The 16,867-nt window shown below is 72.2% G+C and carries 13 protein-coding genes; 8 read left to right on the forward strand and 5 right to left on the reverse strand.

Going from position 1 to position 16,867, the window contains the following annotated elements; genetic code table 11:
• Nucleotides 1–42 precede the first annotated feature (42 nt).
• Nucleotides 43–1,317 (forward strand): MFS transporter, encoded by a 1,275-nt coding sequence (locus AB0E94_RS39300; RefSeq protein ID WP_360337061.1) that lies wholly within the window; start codon nucleotides 43–45, stop codon nucleotides 1,315–1,317.
• Between the two features lie 27 nt (nucleotides 1,318–1,344).
• On the opposite strand, the gene AB0E94_RS39305 is transcribed toward AB0E94_RS39300, so the two are convergent.
• Entirely contained in the window at nucleotides 1,345–2,688 is a 1,344-nt protein-coding gene (locus AB0E94_RS39305; protein ID WP_360337063.1) for a hypothetical protein, read from the reverse strand.
• Between the two features lie 224 nt (nucleotides 2,689–2,912).
• Between AB0E94_RS39305 and AB0E94_RS39310 the strand changes: the two genes are divergently transcribed.
• The 6 genes from AB0E94_RS39310 (at nucleotide 2,913) to AB0E94_RS39335 (ending at nucleotide 10,639) form a co-directional block, all read left to right on the forward strand.
• A complete protein-coding gene (locus AB0E94_RS39310) occupies nucleotides 2,913–3,209 on the forward strand; it encodes a WXG100 family type VII secretion target (protein ID WP_360337065.1) in 297 nt (98 codons plus the stop codon).
• A gap of 82 nt (nucleotides 3,210–3,291) precedes the next feature.
• The gene (locus AB0E94_RS39315; RefSeq protein WP_360337067.1) at nucleotides 3,292–7,677 is read left to right on the forward strand and encodes an FtsK/SpoIIIE domain-containing protein; all 4,386 of its coding nucleotides are present in this window, start codon (nucleotides 3,292–3,294) and stop codon (nucleotides 7,675–7,677) included.
• Nucleotides 7,677–7,958 (forward strand): hypothetical protein, encoded by a 282-nt coding sequence (locus AB0E94_RS39320; protein WP_360337069.1) that lies wholly within the window; start codon nucleotides 7,677–7,679, stop codon nucleotides 7,956–7,958. The genes AB0E94_RS39315 and AB0E94_RS39320 overlap by 1 nt, the downstream gene beginning before the upstream one ends.
• Entirely contained in the window at nucleotides 7,955–9,340 is a 1,386-nt protein-coding gene (locus AB0E94_RS39325; protein ID WP_360337071.1) for a hypothetical protein, read from the forward strand. Before AB0E94_RS39320 ends, AB0E94_RS39325 begins: the two co-directional genes overlap by 4 nt.
• Nucleotides 9,330–9,989, forward strand: coding sequence for a hypothetical protein (locus tag AB0E94_RS39330; protein ID WP_360337073.1), 660 nt, complete (start codon nucleotides 9,330–9,332; stop codon nucleotides 9,987–9,989). The genes AB0E94_RS39325 and AB0E94_RS39330 overlap by 11 nt, the downstream gene beginning before the upstream one ends.
• On the forward strand, nucleotides 9,986–10,639 hold the full coding sequence (locus AB0E94_RS39335) for a hypothetical protein (RefSeq protein ID WP_360337075.1): 654 nt from the start codon (nucleotides 9,986–9,988) through the stop codon (nucleotides 10,637–10,639). The genes AB0E94_RS39330 and AB0E94_RS39335 overlap by 4 nt, the downstream gene beginning before the upstream one ends.
• Here the strand turns inward: AB0E94_RS39335 and AB0E94_RS39340 are convergent.
• The 4 genes from AB0E94_RS39340 to AB0E94_RS39355 all read right to left on the reverse strand — a co-directional run bounded on the left by AB0E94_RS39340 (nucleotide 10,636) and on the right by AB0E94_RS39355 (nucleotide 15,739).
• Nucleotides 10,636–11,538 carry a M56 family metallopeptidase gene (locus AB0E94_RS39340; protein ID WP_360337077.1) on the reverse strand — a complete coding sequence of 301 codons (903 nt, stop codon included), beginning with the start codon at nucleotides 11,536–11,538 and terminating at the stop codon, nucleotides 10,636–10,638. The genes AB0E94_RS39335 and AB0E94_RS39340 overlap by 4 nt on opposite strands.
• Before the next feature lie 64 nt (nucleotides 11,539–11,602).
• Nucleotides 11,603–12,367 carry an RNA polymerase sigma factor SigF gene (locus AB0E94_RS39345; RefSeq protein ID WP_360337079.1) on the reverse strand — a complete coding sequence of 255 codons (765 nt, stop codon included), beginning with the start codon at nucleotides 12,365–12,367 and terminating at the stop codon, nucleotides 11,603–11,605.
• Nucleotides 12,368–12,466: 99 nt separating this feature from the next.
• Nucleotides 12,467–14,464, reverse strand: coding sequence for an ATP-binding protein (locus AB0E94_RS39350; protein WP_360337081.1), 1,998 nt, complete (start codon nucleotides 14,462–14,464; stop codon nucleotides 12,467–12,469).
• Between the two features lie 105 nt (nucleotides 14,465–14,569).
• Nucleotides 14,570–15,739 carry an MFS transporter gene (locus AB0E94_RS39355; RefSeq protein ID WP_360337083.1) on the reverse strand — a complete coding sequence of 390 codons (1,170 nt, stop codon included), beginning with the start codon at nucleotides 15,737–15,739 and terminating at the stop codon, nucleotides 14,570–14,572.
• Nucleotides 15,740–15,823: 84 nt separating this feature from the next.
• On the opposite strand from AB0E94_RS39355, the gene AB0E94_RS39360 reads away from it, so the two are divergent.
• Nucleotides 15,824–16,699, forward strand: coding sequence for a LysR family transcriptional regulator (locus AB0E94_RS39360; protein WP_360337085.1), 876 nt, complete (start codon nucleotides 15,824–15,826; stop codon nucleotides 16,697–16,699).
• Nucleotides 16,700–16,867 lie beyond the last annotated feature (168 nt).

Genomic DNA, 16,867 nt, shown 5'->3' on the forward strand with positions numbered 1-16,867 from the left:
GGGAGCCCGCTCCGGGCTCCCACGTGAGATCCTGTGGCGATCATGGCCGCACCCGCCGCCCGGGTCTCCCGGGTGTTCCCGTGGATCGTCTTCACGCTCACCTTCGGGCTCCTGCTGTCGGACTACATGTCGCGGCAGGTGCTGTCGGCGGTGTTCCCGTTCCTGAAACAGCAGTGGGGGCTCACCGACACCCAGCTGGGCAGTCTGACCAGCGTCGTCGCCCTCGCCGTGGGACTGCTCGCGGCTCCGTTGTCGCTGGCCGGCGACCGGTGGGGGCGGGTCCGGGCGATCGTCGTGATGGCCACCGTGTGGAGTCTCGCCACCGTGGGCTGCGCGCTCGCCGCCGGATACGGGCACCTGCTGGTGGCCCGGCTGCTCCTCGGGGTCGGCGAGGCCGCGTACGGCAGCGTCGGTCTGGCCGTCGTCCTCGCGGTCTTCCCGGCGCGGCGGCGGGCCTCGCTCACCGGCGCGTTCATGGCCGCCGGATCGTTCGGCTCGGTCCTCGGCGTCGCGCTCGGCGGTGTCCTGGCCGTCCAATTCGGCTGGCGGTGGGCGTTCGCCGCGATGGGCGTCTTCGGTCTCGTGCTGGCCGGCCTCTACCGGCTCACGATCAGCGAGCGCAGTCTGGCCGCCCACCGGAGCGACGCCGGCGCCGGGCCGTCGCCGGCCGCCGGTGAGCAGCGCGCCCGTCTCGGCACGCTCTTCGCCACCCCGGCGGTGGTCCTCGCCTATCTCGGCGGCGGGCTCCAGCTGTTCATCGCCGGGTCCCTGTTCGGGTGGCTGCCCAGTTACTTCAACCGGGCGTACGCGATGGCCCCGGACCGGGCGGCGCCGGTCGCCGCCCTGTTCATCCTGGTCATGGGGGCCGGCATGGCGGTCTGCGGCCTGATCACCGATCGGGCCGGGCGAACCCGGCCGGCCGCCGAGTGGACCACGGCCGTCGTGTTCGCGGTGTTGACCCTGGTCTTTCTCGGCGCGGGGTTCGCGATCCGGCCGGGCGGACCGCAACTGCTGCTGCTCGCGGTCGGCTGCTTCTTCGCCGCCGGCACCGCCGGTCCCACCGGCGCGTTGGTGGCGCGGCTCACCCACGAGTCGATCCGGGCCACCGCGTTCGGTGTCCTCACCCTGTTCAACAACATGCTCGGGCTGGCGGCCGGCCCGATCGTGACCGGCGTCCTCGCCGACCGGCTCGGCCTGGAGACTGCGATGCGGTATGTGCCGCTGGCCGCCGTGGCCGCGACGATTCTGCTGGTCGCGGGCCGGCGGGCCCACTCGGCCGGGCTCCGGCGGCTGGAGCCGCCGGTCCGGGCCCGATGATCGTCAGCGGGCCCGGACCGGCGCAGGTCAGACGCGCAGGCTGGTCCGCTGCGGGAGCAGTCCGGTCTGGACGGTGCCGGCCGCGTCGATCGACACCCGCCAGGTGGCCTCGTCGGCCTTGACCACGACCGCCGACCACAGTCGGCCCGGGGCGTCCAGCAGCCCGTTGACGGTGACCAGCTCGTGCCCGCGCGGCGGGGTGGCGAGGAACAGCACCCCACCGCCGGGGTTGGTCTCGGCGATCCGGGTCACGTCGCCGACCGACTGCGCCTCGACGCCGGTGAACCGCTCGGCCGGGTCGAGCTCGAAGCCGACCCGGACCACCTTCAGGCCGGACGCCCACGGGCTGCGGGCCAGCCGGACCGACCAGGCGCGGGTCAGCTCGACGACCCGGTCGGCGTCGCCCTCGACGCTGATCACGCCGCCGGACTGGGCGAGGTTGAGCAGTACCTGACCGGTTCCGGTCAGGCCGATCGGCACCAGCTGGGCGAACGGCGCGGGCAGGCTGTTGTCGACGACGGCGCGCTGCACCTCGCCGACGGTGGACGACCAGACCCGGCCGGCGTCGCTGACCAGCCAGCCGGCCGGGGCCGCCTCGTCCGGGGTGGCCAGGCGCACGGTGATCGCCTCCGGGCCGAGGACCACCGCGATCGCGTCCGGAACCGGCCGGCCCTGCTGGGCGCAGGCGGTGGCCAGGGCACGGGCGGCCCGGTCGACGGCCCACGCGTCGGAGTCGCCCATCACGGCGAGCGCCACCGGCTTCGGCTTCTTCGCGCGCTGGCGCTTGACCAGGAACAGGCCCAGCCAGGCGAGCCCGGCGACCGCGAGGAGCGCGGCCAGCCCGATGAGGACCGGCGCGAGCCAGCCGCTGCCGGAGTCGGACGCCGGCGCCTGCGCGGCCGGAGTGGTCGGCGCGGGGGTGATGGTGGCGGGCGCCGGCTCGGCGGGGGCGGAGGCGGCGTCGGTCGGCGCACCGGCGCCGGCCGGCTCGTAGAACGGCAGGACACCGGTCTTCACGCCGTCGCCCTTGGCGTCGGGCGGCAGGCGCAGCACCCACTCCGGCTCGATCACCTCGGCCTTGGTGAGCTGCTGACCGCCGGGCTGCCAGCGTCCCTTGTTCAGCTCGAAGATCTCCATTGCCCGGTTGCCGTCGGCGAGGAATCGCTCGGCGATCTCGTACAGATACTCCGGCTCTCCGTTGTAACTGTCAGTGACGACATAGTACGGCGCGGACTGTCCTTTATCGGACGGCGCCGGAATGGGATCCGCGAAGGCGGGTCCGGTCGCAAAGACGGCCACCGCGGCGGCCGCGGTGAGCCCGGTCATCGCGTACCGCAGGGCGGCGCGAGCCGATCGGCCCAGCCAGTTCATCGTTTTCTCCTCGAGCCTCGGCGCGTCATTCATCGATGAGAGCCACTTCATTCGTAATGACGGTGGCCCATGATCGCCGAATCTTAGGGCGTCGAGGTAAAGCGGGTACGTCCGGAGTGTCCAAACCTACATAGACATGAAAGCCTTATCGCCCTACTTTGGTCGCGTTACTGATCGTCGGGATGGTGCGCGCCATCACCCGGCACCACTCGAAGGGACCTGCGATGGCGAACCTCAACATCACGTACACCGAGATGTCGGACAGCGCGACCCGGATGCGCAACAACAAGAACGACATCGACTCGCGGCTGACCGAGTGCAAGTCCATCGTCGACAACCTGACCGCGTCCGGTTTCGTCACCGACCAGGCGTCCGGCAAGTTCGACGAGGTCCACACCGAGTTCGTGACGTCGGCCAACCAGGTCATGGAGACGCTCGAGCAGCTCTCCTCCTGGCTGGACAAGGCCGTCGACGCGATGCGTGACATGGACACCCAGCTGGCGCAGTCGCTCAACAAGTGACCACCACGCCGCGCCGGCCCGGGAAAGGGCCGGCGCGGCGGCCTGTCCCACCCCACATCTGCCGGAAAGGTAAGCAACGAACGTGCGGGCGCTGATCACCCTGGTGTATCCGTCGGCGTGGTCAGTCGACGTGCTGGTGGACGCCGAACCCACCACACCGGTGCGCGACGTAGTCAAGGCCCTGCTGGACGGCCTCGACCCGTCCTACGTGGCCCGGATGCCACCGCTGGACGAGGACCGGGTCTACCGCGACGGCCAGCGGCTCGACCTCGACCTGCCACTGGCCGGCAGCGGCATCCACGACGGCACGGTCGTGTCGCTGCACCAGCCCGCACCCGGCCCGGTCGTCATCGGCGGCCTGGTCACGCTGCGGGCGGTCGCCGGCTCAGGCGCGGGCCGGGTGTGGAGCCTGGGCGCCGGGGAGCACCGGATCGGCTCCGCCCCGGGCAGCACGGTCCGGCTCGGTCCGGAACAGCCGCCGGTCGTCGCCACCGTGTGGATCGCCATCGACGCCACGGTCCGGATCCGCAGCGCGGTCGACGGCGTACGGCTCGACCGCGAACCGGTCCCGGACGGCGAGGCCACCTGGCGCGAGACCGTCCAGCTGTTCGTCGGCGAGACCGTCTTCGAGGCGCACCCGGTGCTGCGCCCGGACGCGATGGTCGAGACGTCCCCGGACAGCGAGTACCTCGACTACAACCGCCCGCCCCGGCTGCTGCCGCCGCAGCGCCCCGGCAAGTTCCGGGTCCCGGCCGAGCCGAAGACCCCGGACACCAACCCGATGCCCTGGCTGGCCGCCGCGCTGCCCGCCGTCTTCGGCATCGTGATGGCCACCGCCATGAGCAACGCCCTCTACCTGATGATGGCCGCGATGTCGCCGGTCATGGTGGTGGCGAACTGGTTCACCGGCCGCCGCCAGGGCAAACGCAGCCACGGCAGCCGGATCAAGGAGTACAAGGCGATCCGCGACCGGATCGACGCCGACATCGACGCCGCCCTGGAACTGGAACGCCGCGACCTGCGGGTGGCCAGCCCCGACCCGGCCGAGCTGCTGGTCATCGCGGCCGGCCCCCGCTCGCGCCTCTGGGAGCGTCGCCGCACCGACCCCGACCACCTGACGGTCCGCGTCGGCACCGCCGACCTGCCCAGCGACATCAGCATCGAACTGGACGGCGAGGGCGTCCCGCGCCGCGACGTCCGTACCGTCACCGACGTGCCGGTCGCCTTCTCGATCGCGCAGGCCGGGGTGGTCGGTGTGGCCGGCCGTGACGAGTGGCCGCGCCGGGTGGCCCGCTGGCTGGTCGGCCAGCTCGCCGTCCTGCAGAGCCCCCGTGACGTGCAGGTCTACATCCTCACCGACCCGGCCGGCGGCCAGCTGTGGGACTGGGCGGCCTGGCTGCCGCACACCCGCCCGCTGCTCGGGCAGGCCACCCTCACCCTGCTCGGCACCGACGCGGAGACGATCGCCCGCCGGGTCGCCGAGCTGATCGAGCTGATCGACGGCCGCCGCCAGGCCCGCCTCAACGCCGGCGCCAACGCGGTGATCACCGACCCGGACATCGTGGTCGTCCTGGACGGCGCCCGCCGCCTGCGCTCGCTGCCGGGCGTGGTGAACATCCTGCTCTCCGGCCCGGCCGTCGGCGTCTACAGCATCTGTGTGGACAGCGACCAGCGCACCCTGCCCGAGGAGTGCACCACCGTGGTGGCCGGCGGCGTGGGCGTCCCGGCGACCCTGGACCAGCAGCGCGCCGCCCGGATCGTCGACATCCGGGTCGACGAGGTGGTCGACGAGTGGTTCGGCTCGACCGGCCGGCGGCTGGCCCCGATCCGCGACGTCAGCGACAACCAGAGCGAGTCGGCGCTGCCCGGCTCGGCCCGGCTGCTCGAGGTGATCAACCTGGAGGATCCGTCGCCGGCCGCGATCAACGCCCGCTGGACCGCGTCCGGCCGCAACACCAGGGCCGTCATCGGGTACGCGCTGGACGGCCCGTTCGCCCTCGACCTGGTCAGCCACGGCCCGCACGGCCTGGTCGCCGGCACCACCGGTTCCGGCAAGTCGGAGTTCCTGCAGACGGTGGTCGCCTCGCTGGCGGTGGCGAACCGGCCGGACGCGATGAACTTCGTGCTCGTCGACTACAAGGGCGGCGCGGCCTTCAAGGACTGCGTGGACCTGCCGCACACCGTCGGCATGGTCACCGACCTCGACACCCACCTGGTCGAGCGGGCGCTCACCTCGCTCGGCGCCGAGCTGACCCACCGCGAGCACCTGCTCGCGGCGGCCGGCGCCAAGGACATCGAGGACTACATCGACTACGCCGAGCGGCGTGGCGGCCTGGCCCCGATCCCACGGCTGCTGATCGTCATCGACGAGTTCGCGTCGATGGCCCGTGAGCTGCCCGACTTCGTCACCGGCCTGGTCAACATCGCCCAGCGGGGCCGGTCGCTCGGCATCCACCTGATCCTGGCCACCCAGCGCCCGTCGGGTGTGGTGTCGGCCGAGATCCGCGCCAACACCAACCTGCGGGTGGCGCTGCGGGTCACCGACGCGGGGGAGAGCACCGACGTCATCGACGCCCGCGAGGCGGCGACCATCCCGGCGTCCAGCCCCGGCCGCGGGTACGCCCGCCTCGGCCACAGCTCGCTCATCCCGTTCCAGACCGGCCGGGTCGGTGGCCGCCGCCCGGGCCGGCAGAGCCAGGCCACCACCGTCGCGCCGTTCCTCTACGCGGTCGACTGGCAGCACCTGGGCCGCCCGGTGCCGCAGCGCCCGCGCGGAGCGCAGGAGACCGAGGAGGCCACCGACCTGTCGGTGCTGGTCTCGGCGATCCGGCTGGCCAACGACCTGGCGAACTTCCCGCAGCAGCGCCGCCCTTGGCTGCCGCCGCTGCCGACCCTGCACGTGGCCGACCTGGCGAGCAAGCCGGAGTACGACGAGCGCGGCGAGCCGACGTTCGCGTGGGCGGTGCAGGACCTGCCCCGCAACCAGCAGCAGAAGCCGCTGCGGATCGACCTGTCGACCTTCGGGCATCTGCACATCGCCGGGGCGCCCCGCTCCGGCCGGTCGCAGGCGCTGCGCAGCATCGCGGCCGCCGCGGCCGCCGCGTCGTCGGTCACCGACCTGCATCTGTACGGCCTGGACTGCGGCAACGGCGCCCTGCTGCCGCTGACCAAACTGCCGCACTGCGGCGCCGTGGTGCAGCGTTCCGATACCGAGCGGGCGGTCCGCCTGCTCAACCGTCTCCAGCAGGAGGTGCAGCGCCGCCAGCGGGTGCTCGGTGAGGGCGGGTTCGCCGACCTGACCGAACAGCGCGCCACCGCCGCCCCGGAGGACCGGCTGCCGCACGTGATGCTGCTGCTGGACCGTTGGGAGGGGTTCATGGGCACCCTCAGCGAGCACGACGGCGGCGCGCTGACCGACCTGATCTACACGCTGCTGCGGGAGGGCGCCAGCGCCGGTGTGCACCTGGTCATCACCGGTGACCACTCGCTGCTCAGCGGCCGGATCAGCTCGCTCACCGAGGAGAAGGTGGTGCTGCGGTTGTCCGACCGGGCCGACGCGAGCATGGCCGGCCTCAACCCGCGCAAGATCCCCGAGCAGATGCCGGCGGGCCGCGGCTACCGGGCCGGCAGCGCGATCGAGATGCAGGTTGCGCTGATCGCCCCGGACCCGTCCGGTCCGGCCCAGGTGGCCGCCATGCACGCGCTGGCCGGCCGGCTCACCGAGCGGGAGGCGGCGGTGCCGCGGGAGAAGCGCCCGAGCCGGATCGCGGTCATGCCCACCGAGCTCACCTTCGACCAGGTGTGGGCGACCCTGCCCACCCCGGCGCCGGGCTGGGCGCTGATCGGGGTCGGCGGCGACGAGCTCGAGCCGATCGGCATGGACCTGGTCAACGACCTGCCGACGTTCCTGATCGCCGGCCCGGCCCGCTCCGGCCGTAGCACGGCGCTCGGGGTGATGGCCGAGTCGCTGCTGCGCGGCGGCGCCGAGATCGTGATCGGCGCGCCGCTGCGGTCGCCGCTGCGTGACCTGGCCGGCCGTCCCGGCGTGCGTGGCGTGATCACCGACGAGAACCCGCGCGACCCGGACTTCGCCGAGCTGATGGAGCCCGGTGACGGCCTGGTGGTGCTGCTCATCGACGACGCTGAGAGCTGGCGCGACATGCTGGCCCGCGACTACGTGCGCCAGCTGATCCGGCAGGCGTCCGGCAGCAACCGGGCGGTCGTCATCGCCGGTGAGATCTCCTCGGTGGCGATGGGCTTCTCCGGCTGGCAGGTCGAGGTGAAGAAGAACCGGCGGGGCATCCTGCTCTCGCCGCCCACGCTGAGCGCCGGCGACCTGGTCGGTGTCCGGCTGTCCCGGGCGCATCTGGCCGAGCGGGTGGTGGCCGGCGCGGCCAAGGCGCACCTCGGCGACGGCTCGCTGCAGAACCTCCAGATCCCGCTGCTCAACCCGAAATCGGAGATGTGATGGCCGACCTCGTAGTCCAGGACCTGGGCGAACTGGTCACCGACCTGAACTCGTTGATCAGCGCGTTCGAGGGGGCGGGACACCTGCAGGACACCGACGGCGGCAAGTGGGGCCAGTCGAACGCCAACTCGTCGATGGGTGACTTCGCCGACAACTGGAAGATCCACCGCGAGAAGATGGTCGAGGAGATGAAGAAGTTCGTGAAGCGGGTCGAGCAGGTCAACCAGGCCTGGACCGACGCCGACCGCCAGCTGCACGAGACGCTCGGAGAGTCCAAGTGAGCGACGACTCCCGTCTCAACACCCTGAACCGGGCCTCGGTCGACCGGATCCACCAGGCCAAACGCGACTACGAGAACATCGCGACCACGCTGTCGGACACGATCGCGAAACTCTCCCGGATCGTCGACACCGGCAGTGAGGGCCTCAAGGGCCAGTACGTCGAGCCGCTCAAGAAGGACGCCCAGTCCATCAAGGACGACCTGGACAAGGCGTCGGTCCGCTACCACGACGCGGCCACCGAGATCGGCATCTACATCCCCGAGCTGGAGGAGGCGAAGACCGAGACGGCCGCCGCCAAGTCCGCCGAGGAGTCGGCCACCGGTGAGGTCAGCTCGGCCAAGGGCAAACCGGACGGCGTCAAGGGCGCAGACGGCACGCTCAGCCCCGAGGAACAGCAGAAGGACACCGACAAGCAGCGGGCCGTCGACGACGCGAACGCCAAGCTGACCGCGGCGAAGAACAAGCTGACCGCCGCGCTGGACGCCCTCGACACGGCGGGCAAGCGGCTGGGCGACAACGTGAGCGCACGCCGGTACGACGACGGGCTGACCGACACCTGGAAGGACAAGGTCAACGCGTTCTTCAAGCAGATCAGCAAGATCTTCGCGATCATCGGCATGGTGCTGGCCGTACTCTGCCTGATCTTCCCGGGTGTGAATCTCCTGATCCTCGGAACGGTGGTCGCCGGCGTCATCACGCTGGTCGCGGACAGCGTGCTCTTAGCCAACGGCGAGGGCAGCGTGGTGGACGTCGTGCTCGGCGCGGTCGGTCTGGGGCTGGCCGGCGTCGGCGCGGCGATCTCGCTGTTCGGCAAGGGACTGGCCAACTCGGCACGGACCCTGAACAACATCACCGGCGGGATGAACCGGGTCCCGGGCCGCCCGCCGCGGCTGGAACTCAACAACGGCTGGAACGGCAACAACATCCCGCTGAACAATCTCGGCCCCGGCGCGCACGGGCCTAACGTGTCGGTCGTCCAGCAGCTCAGCCCGGGCGACTTCCGTATCCCGACGAACGCGGTCAGCGGCTGGCAGAACACCTCCGACTGGTTCAACCTGCCCGGCATCAACGGGCTGCTCGGCCGGATGGGGCAGGTCACGCCGGACATCGGGTTCTGGCAGTCGTTCATGATCCAGGGCCGCGGCGCCCTCGGCATGTGGGGCAATCTGTTCCGCAATCCGGGGCAGTTCGCCCGCGACTGGTCCGGGGTCATCGGCGGCCTCGACGGTTTCCGCAACCTCAACAACGTGATGGGCGCCATCGGTGGCAGTCTGTCCCCGGGCTGGTTCGTCTTCGGCGGGTTCAACGCCCTCTTCACGATCGGCTCCGGGCTGATCTACACCGGCGGCCGCCTCGAGGAATGGATCCCCGATGTCAACTGACGCCGACCTGCTCGCTCTGACCGACATCCCGTTCCACTGGGAGTTCGTGCCGCCCGCCGACGGCGGTGCCGAGCAGCGCGAATACTGGACCGCCCACCTGATCGAGTTCTTCGACAAGTGGGCCGGCCGGGTCCTGGCCACCGCGAAGGCGGAGTGGACCGCGGGCGAGTTCCCGTTCACCGCCGAGAACATCGGCCGGGAGACCGCCGCGCTGCTGATGGCCAAGGCGGACGAACTGCCCGACTACGCCCGGCTGGCCTGGGGCACCGCGTTCCACCAGGAGCAGGTGCTGTGGTCGCCGATCCCGCTGGTCGTCGAGTACCACCGGCCGATGGGCGACGACCCCGGCTATCTGATGGAGACGGTCGGCGCCGCGGGGCTTCCGGAGGACGCCCGGGAGCCGGTGCTGCACTACGTGAGCGTGCCCGGCGCGGACGGCGTCCGGATCTTCGCCATCGGGCGTACCCCGCGGGGCAGCGCCTACGGCCGGGTCGACGCGGCCATGCGCCTGGACAGTGGCATCGACGTGGTGCTGCGGACCCGGGTGTTCCAGATGGACCAGATGGCGGTGATCGGCGCGGGTGTCGAGCAGTTGATGACGACGATCGCCGCCGAGGGCGTGAACGTGACCGGGGAGACCGCACAGTGATCGACTTCGAACTGATCATGCCCGACGGCTGGGCACACATCCCGACCACCGCCGAGTCCGCCAAACTGCGCGCCCGGACGATCGAGGCGCTGGTCAAGGCCCGCCTGCCCGACTCGCTGCCGCGGGACAAGGCGGCGCCGTTCCGGAAGATGCTGACCGCCCAGCTGACCGAGGCCACCGACGACGCCGCCCGCAACGGCGCCCGCGCGGTGGTGCTGCCGCTCACCGAGTACCGGGACGGCTGGCGGGTGCCCGGCTCGCTGCTGATCACCGTGCTGGAGGAGCCGGACGAGGACGCGCCGGACCCGCGGGCGCTGATCGGCGCGCTGCTGCAGGAGGCCGGCCCGGACGGCGCCCGCGTCGAGATCGGCGGCGGCCCGGCGGCCCGGATCACCGAGGTGGTGAACAGCGACCCGGTCGGCCGCAAGGCGCCCTCGCTGAAGGTCAGCTACTACGTGGCACATCCCGAGGTGACCGGGGTGTGGGCGCTGCTCACCTACACCGTGCTGACCGACGGCGACCTGGAGAGCGACGTGCTGACCGCGGTCTGCCTGCTCTTCGACACCGTGGTCGGCACGCTGCGCTGGACCGACCGCATCGACGTGCCCACCGAGGACGAGCTGATCGCCATCCTGGAGAGCTCGATCTAGCGGGCCAGCGCGGCGTTGAGCAGCTCGCCCAGGTCCCAGGCCGCCTCCGCGGTCCAGGCCAGGGAGAACAGGGCGAGCGCCAGCGGCACCGCGCCGACCACGGCCGCCACCCGGGCCCGGGGCTTGAGCAGGCTGGCCACCCGGCGCGGCACCACGCCGCCGGCCGCTGCCGCGTGCAGCCCGGCCGGGGCCAGGGGCGCGGCCGACGCCAGCGCCGCGGCGCCGATCGCCTGCGCCACCGTCCGCCGTGAGCCCACCTCGGTCGCGGCCCGCTCGTCGGCGGCCCGCTCCACCAGGTAGTCGACGTGCCGCGACACCCACCACAGAGCCGGGTGGGCGGCCGCGGCCAGCTCACTGACCCGGATCAGCCGGTGGTGCCGGGCGGCGAGATGCGCCCGCTCGTGCGCCAGCAACGCGACGAACTGCGCGGGCGACAGCGCATCGCGCATCCCGGTGGTCACCACGACATGACCGGGCCTTCCGGGTACGGCGAACGCGTGCGGAGCCGGGTCGGTCACCACCACGAGCGGCCCGCCGGTGGTCGTGCCGGCCGCGGCCAGGGTGAGCAGCCGGCGCTGCCGCCGCCAGGTCACCACCATCGACACGACCGCCGCCGCCAGCAGGACCACGCTGGCCCACGACACCCATGGATAGTGGGCGGTGTCGTCCTCCACGAACTGTGCCGACCAGCCGAACCAGTGCGCCACCGGCGGCAGCTCGGCGACCGCCTTCAACGCGAACACCAGCAGGTTGATCAGGCTGGCGGCGGCGGCGCCGGCCGCCGACCAGGCCACCACGGGCGCCGCCACCCGCGGCGACAGCCGGTCGGCGAGCACCCGCACCAGCACCAGCAGCACCGGCGGCACGACGACGACCGAGACGAGAAAGTGGTCGAACATGAGGGCAGGCTAGCCCCATCGGGCCGCAGCGCGCCTCGGGCATAGGTCCCGGCCGGGTTTGTTCTTACGCGCAGTCGTCGAGGCGGGTGCGCAGCTTGGTCAGGGCCTTGGCCAGCAACCGGGAGACGTGCATCTGCGAGACACCGACCTGCTTGGCGATCTCCGACTGGGTGAGGTTGCCGTAGAAACGCAGGCTGATGATCCTCTGCTCGCGTTCGTCCAGGGTCGCCATCGCCGGGCCCAGCGCGATCCGGAGCTCGGCCAGTTCGAAACCGGTGTCCTCACCGCCCAGGGTGTCGCCGAGCGACATGCTGCCCTCGGCGTTGGCCGGGGTGGACAGGCTGGTCGAGTTGTACGCCCGCGCGCCCTCGAGCCCTTCGAGCACGTCCTCCTCGCTGATGCCGAGGTGCGTGGCGATGTCGGCGACCGTGGGGGAGCGGCCCAGCGTGTGGGTGAGGTCGTTGTTCGCGCCGGTGATCGCGAGTCGCAGCTCCTGGAGGCGGCGGGGCACCCGCACCGACCAGGTGCGGTCCCGGAAGTGGCGCCTCAGCTCACCGACGATGGTCGGGATGGCGAACCCGGCGAACTCGATGCCCCGGCCGGCGTCGAACCTGTCGACCGCCTTGATCAGTCCGAGCACGGCGACCTGGTGCAGGTCGTCGACCGGTTCGCCGCGGCCGGCGTAGCGGTGGGCCAGGTGCCGGGCCAGCGGCATCCATGCCTCGATCGCCCGGTCCCGGACGGCCGCGCGGGACGGGTGGCCGACCGGCATCGCGGCCAGGTCGTTGATCAGTTCGCTGGCGCGTTCGGTGGTGGCTGGGGCGGTCATGGGTCCTCGCCTTCGGCGGTTGCTGGCACAGGCGGCAGCCGGCTGTTTGACTGCGAGTCCCACCGGTGTGCCCCACCCGCCGGGGTGGCTAAACCTCTTTCACCCGCGAGAGTGCCGGGGGAGCCGGACCACGATGCGGGTGCCGGGCCGGTACGCCGGATCGAGGTGGACGGTGCCGCCGTGCGCCTCGACCAGCCCGCGGACCAGGGGCAGGCCCAGCCCGTTGCCGGGGATGGCGGTGTGCCGGGCGTTGGCGGCCCGGTGGAAGCGGGTGAACAGCAACGCCCGGTCGCCGTCCGGGATGCCGATGCCGGTGTCGGCCACCGACAGCTCGACCACGTCCGGCCCGTCGCAGGCCGCCGCGATCCGCACGTCGCCGCCGGTGGGACAGTATTTGACCGCGTTGGAGAGCAACTGGTCGACGATCTGGCGCAGCCGTTCCTCGTCGGCGTCGAGGATCAGGCCGGCCGGCAGCTCGGTGCGGACCCGGACGCCGTCCGGCGGCCGCAGGTCCTGGACGGCCGACGCGACCACGGCGACCAGGTCGGTCGGCCGGGCCCGGATCCGGTGGTGGCCGGACTCCAGCGCGGTCAGTTCCAGCAGTTCGTCGATGATCCGCTGGAGCTGGCCGACGTTACGGCGGACCGCGGCGATCATCTGCTGCTGGTCGGGGTCGTCGAGCTCGTCGGTGAGCAGCGTGGTGTAACTGATGATCGAGGTGAGCGGGGTGCGCAGCTCGTGCCCGGCCAGCGTCAGGAAGTCGTCCCGGGCGCGGTTGAGCTGCATGGTCAGCTCGCGGCTGCGCATCCGGGTGAGGAACTGCCCGAGCTGCGCGGCCACACCGTCCATCAGGCCGGTGAGCAGGAACTCGTCGTACTCCACGGTGCCGCTGAGCGTGCACAGCACACCCAAGACCTGGTCGCCGTCGCACACCGGCACGGTCAAACTGGACCGCAGGCCGCGCTCGGCGGCGGCATGCGCGAACGCGTACGCCTCCGGGGTCTCGGTGAATCGCGGATCGGTGAGGTCGGGGATCCACAGCGGCCGCCGGGAAGCCCACACCAGACCCGGGCCGGCGTCGCCGCGCGGAATCCGCTCCGGCACGAGATCGTCCACGTACACGCCCGGGGCGCTCCAGTAGGCGGCGGTCCGCAGCACGTCGGCCACCTCGTCGACCACGAACAGCGCCACATGCGGCCAGTCCAGGGCCTCACCGATCGCCCGCAGCAGCGGCGGGGCGGCCTGGTCCAGCCCGTCCGAGGCGGCCAGCAGCCGGGTCAGCTCCAGCTCACAGTCGCGGAACCGTTCCCGGCGGCGGCGTTCGGTGACGTCGCGGACCGTGGACACCGCGCCGAGCAGCTCACCCGCCGAGCCGTAGACCGGTTCGGCGTTGGTCAGCGCGTACCGGTCGGGGGCGCCGGGGGTCCGCAGCACCGCCTCCACGTCCCGGACACTGTGCCCGCCGAGCGCGCGGACCACCGCCATCTCCTCCGGCCGGTACGGGCGCCCGTCCAGATGCCGCAGCCGTGTCCCGGCCGCGGCCATCGCCTCCACCGGCGGGATCGTGTCGTCCAGTCCGCAGAACCGGCGCAGCATCCGGTTGAACAGCACCGGCCGCCGATCGCTGCCGACTGCGAGGACACCGACCTGGAGGCTGTCCAGCAGCGCGCTGACGAAACCACGTTGGAGGATCAGCCCGGGCGGCGCCGGCTCGGTCCCGTGTTCGCCGGACGCCAGCATCGCGGCCACCTCGGCGAGGGCGGTGAGGTCGTGTTCGACCCAGGTGCGGGCGCTGGTGTCCAGGACGGTCACCGTCCGGCGCGGGCGATCCGGGCCGGCCGGCACTGGAACGGCGGCCATCGACCGTACCCCCAGATCGGTTATCAACGGGTGTCCGGCGAAGCCGGGCTCGGTGAGCAGATCGCCGACCGAGACCGGACCGCCCGACCCGAACCGGCGTACCGGGCAGGCCGCCGGAAAGCCGAACGTGCCCAGCAACGCCTCGTCCGCGCTGATCACCGCCATCGGCGTGCCGAGCAGGCGGGCCGCCAGGCGAGCGGCGGCCTCCCACGGCACCGGCACATGAGAGGCCGTCACACCCACCACCTCGCCCCGCTCGCCGCTGAGGGAAACGACATCCTGCGCATCGGCACGCCCCCAGAGGGCATGAGCCTTTCCGGAAAGTTTGCCCGGACGGCGGCCTCAGGAGCTGGTGACCAGGGACGGGACCCGGCGCAGCGAGCTGGTCAGCAGCCCACCGACCACCAGACAGCCCGCCGCCAGCGCCACCACGGCCGGCCATGCCCCGTAGGACCAGGCGGCCCCCGCCAGATTGCCGAAGACCGACGACCCGGCGTAGTACGCGAACAGATAGAGCGACGCCGCCTGCCCAGCCGGCACCCCGCCGGCGTGCGCGCGGACCGGCACCCAGCCACTGGCCACCCCGTGCACGCAGAAGAACCCGGCGGTCATCACGGCCAGCCCGAACACGGTCAGCGGCAGGCTGTCCGGCACGGTCAGCACCAGCCCGGCCGCGGTCAGCAGGCACCCGAACGGCATGACGGCGCGTCGTCCGTACCGGTCGGCGAGGCGCCCGGAGATCGCCGAACTGAGCGTGCCCGCCGGATAGACCAGGAACACCGCTCCGGCCGCGGCCGCCCCCAGCGCGAACGGCGCGCTGGTCAGCCGGAAACCCATCGCGTTGTAGACGGCGACGAACGCGCCCATCGCGACCGCGCCGACTCCGTACAGGCTGAGCAGGGCCGGGTCGGTGAACGCCCGCCGGGACAGGGCCACGTGCGGTCCGGCCGCGAAATTCCGCGACGCGGGCAGCAGCGACGCGACGATCACCGAGCAGATCAGGCCGATGGCGGCCACGGCCGCGAGGGACATCCGCCAGCCGTACGCCTCCGCGACCACGGAACTGACCAGCCGCCCGGTCATCCCGCCGAGCGCGGTGCCCCCGATGTACAGGCCGGCGGCGCGTCCTTGCCGGTCGGCCGGCAACTCCTCCCGCAGGTAGGCGGTGGCGACCGCGGGCAGCCCGGCCAGCGCGACGCCCTGGGCGAGCCGCAGCCCGAGCAGCGCGTGCCAGGTCGGTGCGAACGCGCACGCCAGCCCGACCAGCGCGGACAGGGTGAGCGACAGGTGGATGAGCGGGGTCCGGCCGATCTTCTCCGACAGCGGACCGGTGACCAGCAGCGCCACCCCGAGCCCGAGCGTCGCCAGCGACAGTGACCAGGAGCTCTGCGCCGGGGTGATCCGGAACGCCGCGGACAGCTCCGGCAGCAGCGCCTGCGTGCTGTACAGCAGGGCGAACGTGGCCACGCCGGCGGCGAAGAGGGCGAGGCAGGCCCGGTGATATCTGCTCACGCCACTCACTGTCAGCCCCGGTCACCGCATACGTCCAATGCATGAAAATCATCAAGCTCATGCGTACGACGTATGCTGAGCGCCGTGCAGCTGGAAGATCTTCGTGCCCTGCTCGCCCTGGGTGATCATCAACACGTGACGGGGGCGGCTGCCGCCCTCGGCACCACTCAGCCCAGCCTGTCCAGGCTGCTGGCCCGGGTGGAGGCCGAGCTCGGGGTGCGCCTGTTCGAGCGGGACGCCCGGGGCGTGCACCCGAACCCGCTCGGCGACGTGACCCTGGCCGCCGCCCGTGACCTGGTCGGCCGCTACGACCGGCTGCGCCGAGACCTGGCCGGGCTGCTCGATCCGGATTCGGGGACGGTGCGCCTGGCGTTCCTCGACTCGATGGCCACCTCGCTGGTGCCGCGGATCCTGCACGACGTCCGGGAGCAGGCCCCGCACCTGCGGATCGAGCTGCGCCAGGAACCCGGCCACGTCATCCTGCCCGACCTGGAGTCGGGTGCGGCCGAACTCGCGCTGATCTCTCCGCAGCCGCGTGGGCCGTACGGCTGGCTGGCTCTCCAGACGCAGAACCTGGCCCTGATCGTGCCGCCGGGCCATCGCCTGGCCTCGCGCCGCCGGGCGCGCCTGTCCGATGCCGCCGGAGAGGACTTCATCACCGTGCCACCCGGTTTCGGGTTCCGGGCCCTGGTCGACGGCCTGTTCGCGGCGGCCGGCGTGACCCCGCGGATCGCCCTGGAGATCGGCGACCTGGCCACCATCGAGGGCCTGGTCGGCGCCGGCCTGGGCGTGGCCCTGGTCCCGGAGAGCTTCGCCGGCGCCACCGGAACGACGGGTCTGCCGCTGGCGGCCCCGGGAGCCGAACGCGTAGTAGGCCTGACCTGGCGCACCGACCGCCCGTTGAGCCCGGCCGCCACCCGCTTCCACGCGATAGTCGAAGCCGCCGCCCCCTACCCCTGACTCGTCAGCAACCCATCACGCGGATCTTGCACGACTTTTCACCCTCGCGCCGATCTTGCAGCCCTTTTCAGGTCCCGCTTGGAGTCAAGGGGTGGTTGCATCGGTGCTGGTGAGGAACTCGTTGAGTTTTTCGGTGGGGGTGCGCCAGTTGAGGGTTTCGCGGGGGCG

Source organism: Actinoplanes sp. NPDC026670, assembly GCF_040638175.1.
Taxonomy (GTDB): domain Bacteria; phylum Actinomycetota; class Actinomycetes; order Mycobacteriales; family Micromonosporaceae; genus Actinoplanes.

Bases quoted from the DNA above. Each gene is read 5' to 3' on its own strand.
- AB0E94_RS39300 (WP_360337061.1), top strand. From the start codon at position 43: ATGGCCGCACCCGCCGCCCGGGTCTCCCGGGTGTTCCCGTGGATCGTC.
- AB0E94_RS39305 (WP_360337063.1), bottom strand. From the start codon at position 2,688: ATGAACTGGCTGGGCCGATCGGCTCGCGCCGCCCTGCGGTACGCGATG.
- AB0E94_RS39310 (WP_360337065.1), top strand. From the start codon at position 2,913: ATGGCGAACCTCAACATCACGTACACCGAGATGTCGGACAGCGCGACC.
- AB0E94_RS39320 (WP_360337069.1), top strand. From the start codon at position 7,677: ATGGCCGACCTCGTAGTCCAGGACCTGGGCGAACTGGTCACCGACCTG.
- AB0E94_RS39330 (WP_360337073.1), top strand. From the start codon at position 9,330: ATGTCAACTGACGCCGACCTGCTCGCTCTGACCGACATCCCGTTCCAC.
- AB0E94_RS39340 (WP_360337077.1), bottom strand. From the start codon at position 11,538: ATGTTCGACCACTTTCTCGTCTCGGTCGTCGTCGTGCCGCCGGTGCTG.
- AB0E94_RS39345 (WP_360337079.1), bottom strand. From the start codon at position 12,367: ATGACCGCCCCAGCCACCACCGAACGCGCCAGCGAACTGATCAACGAC.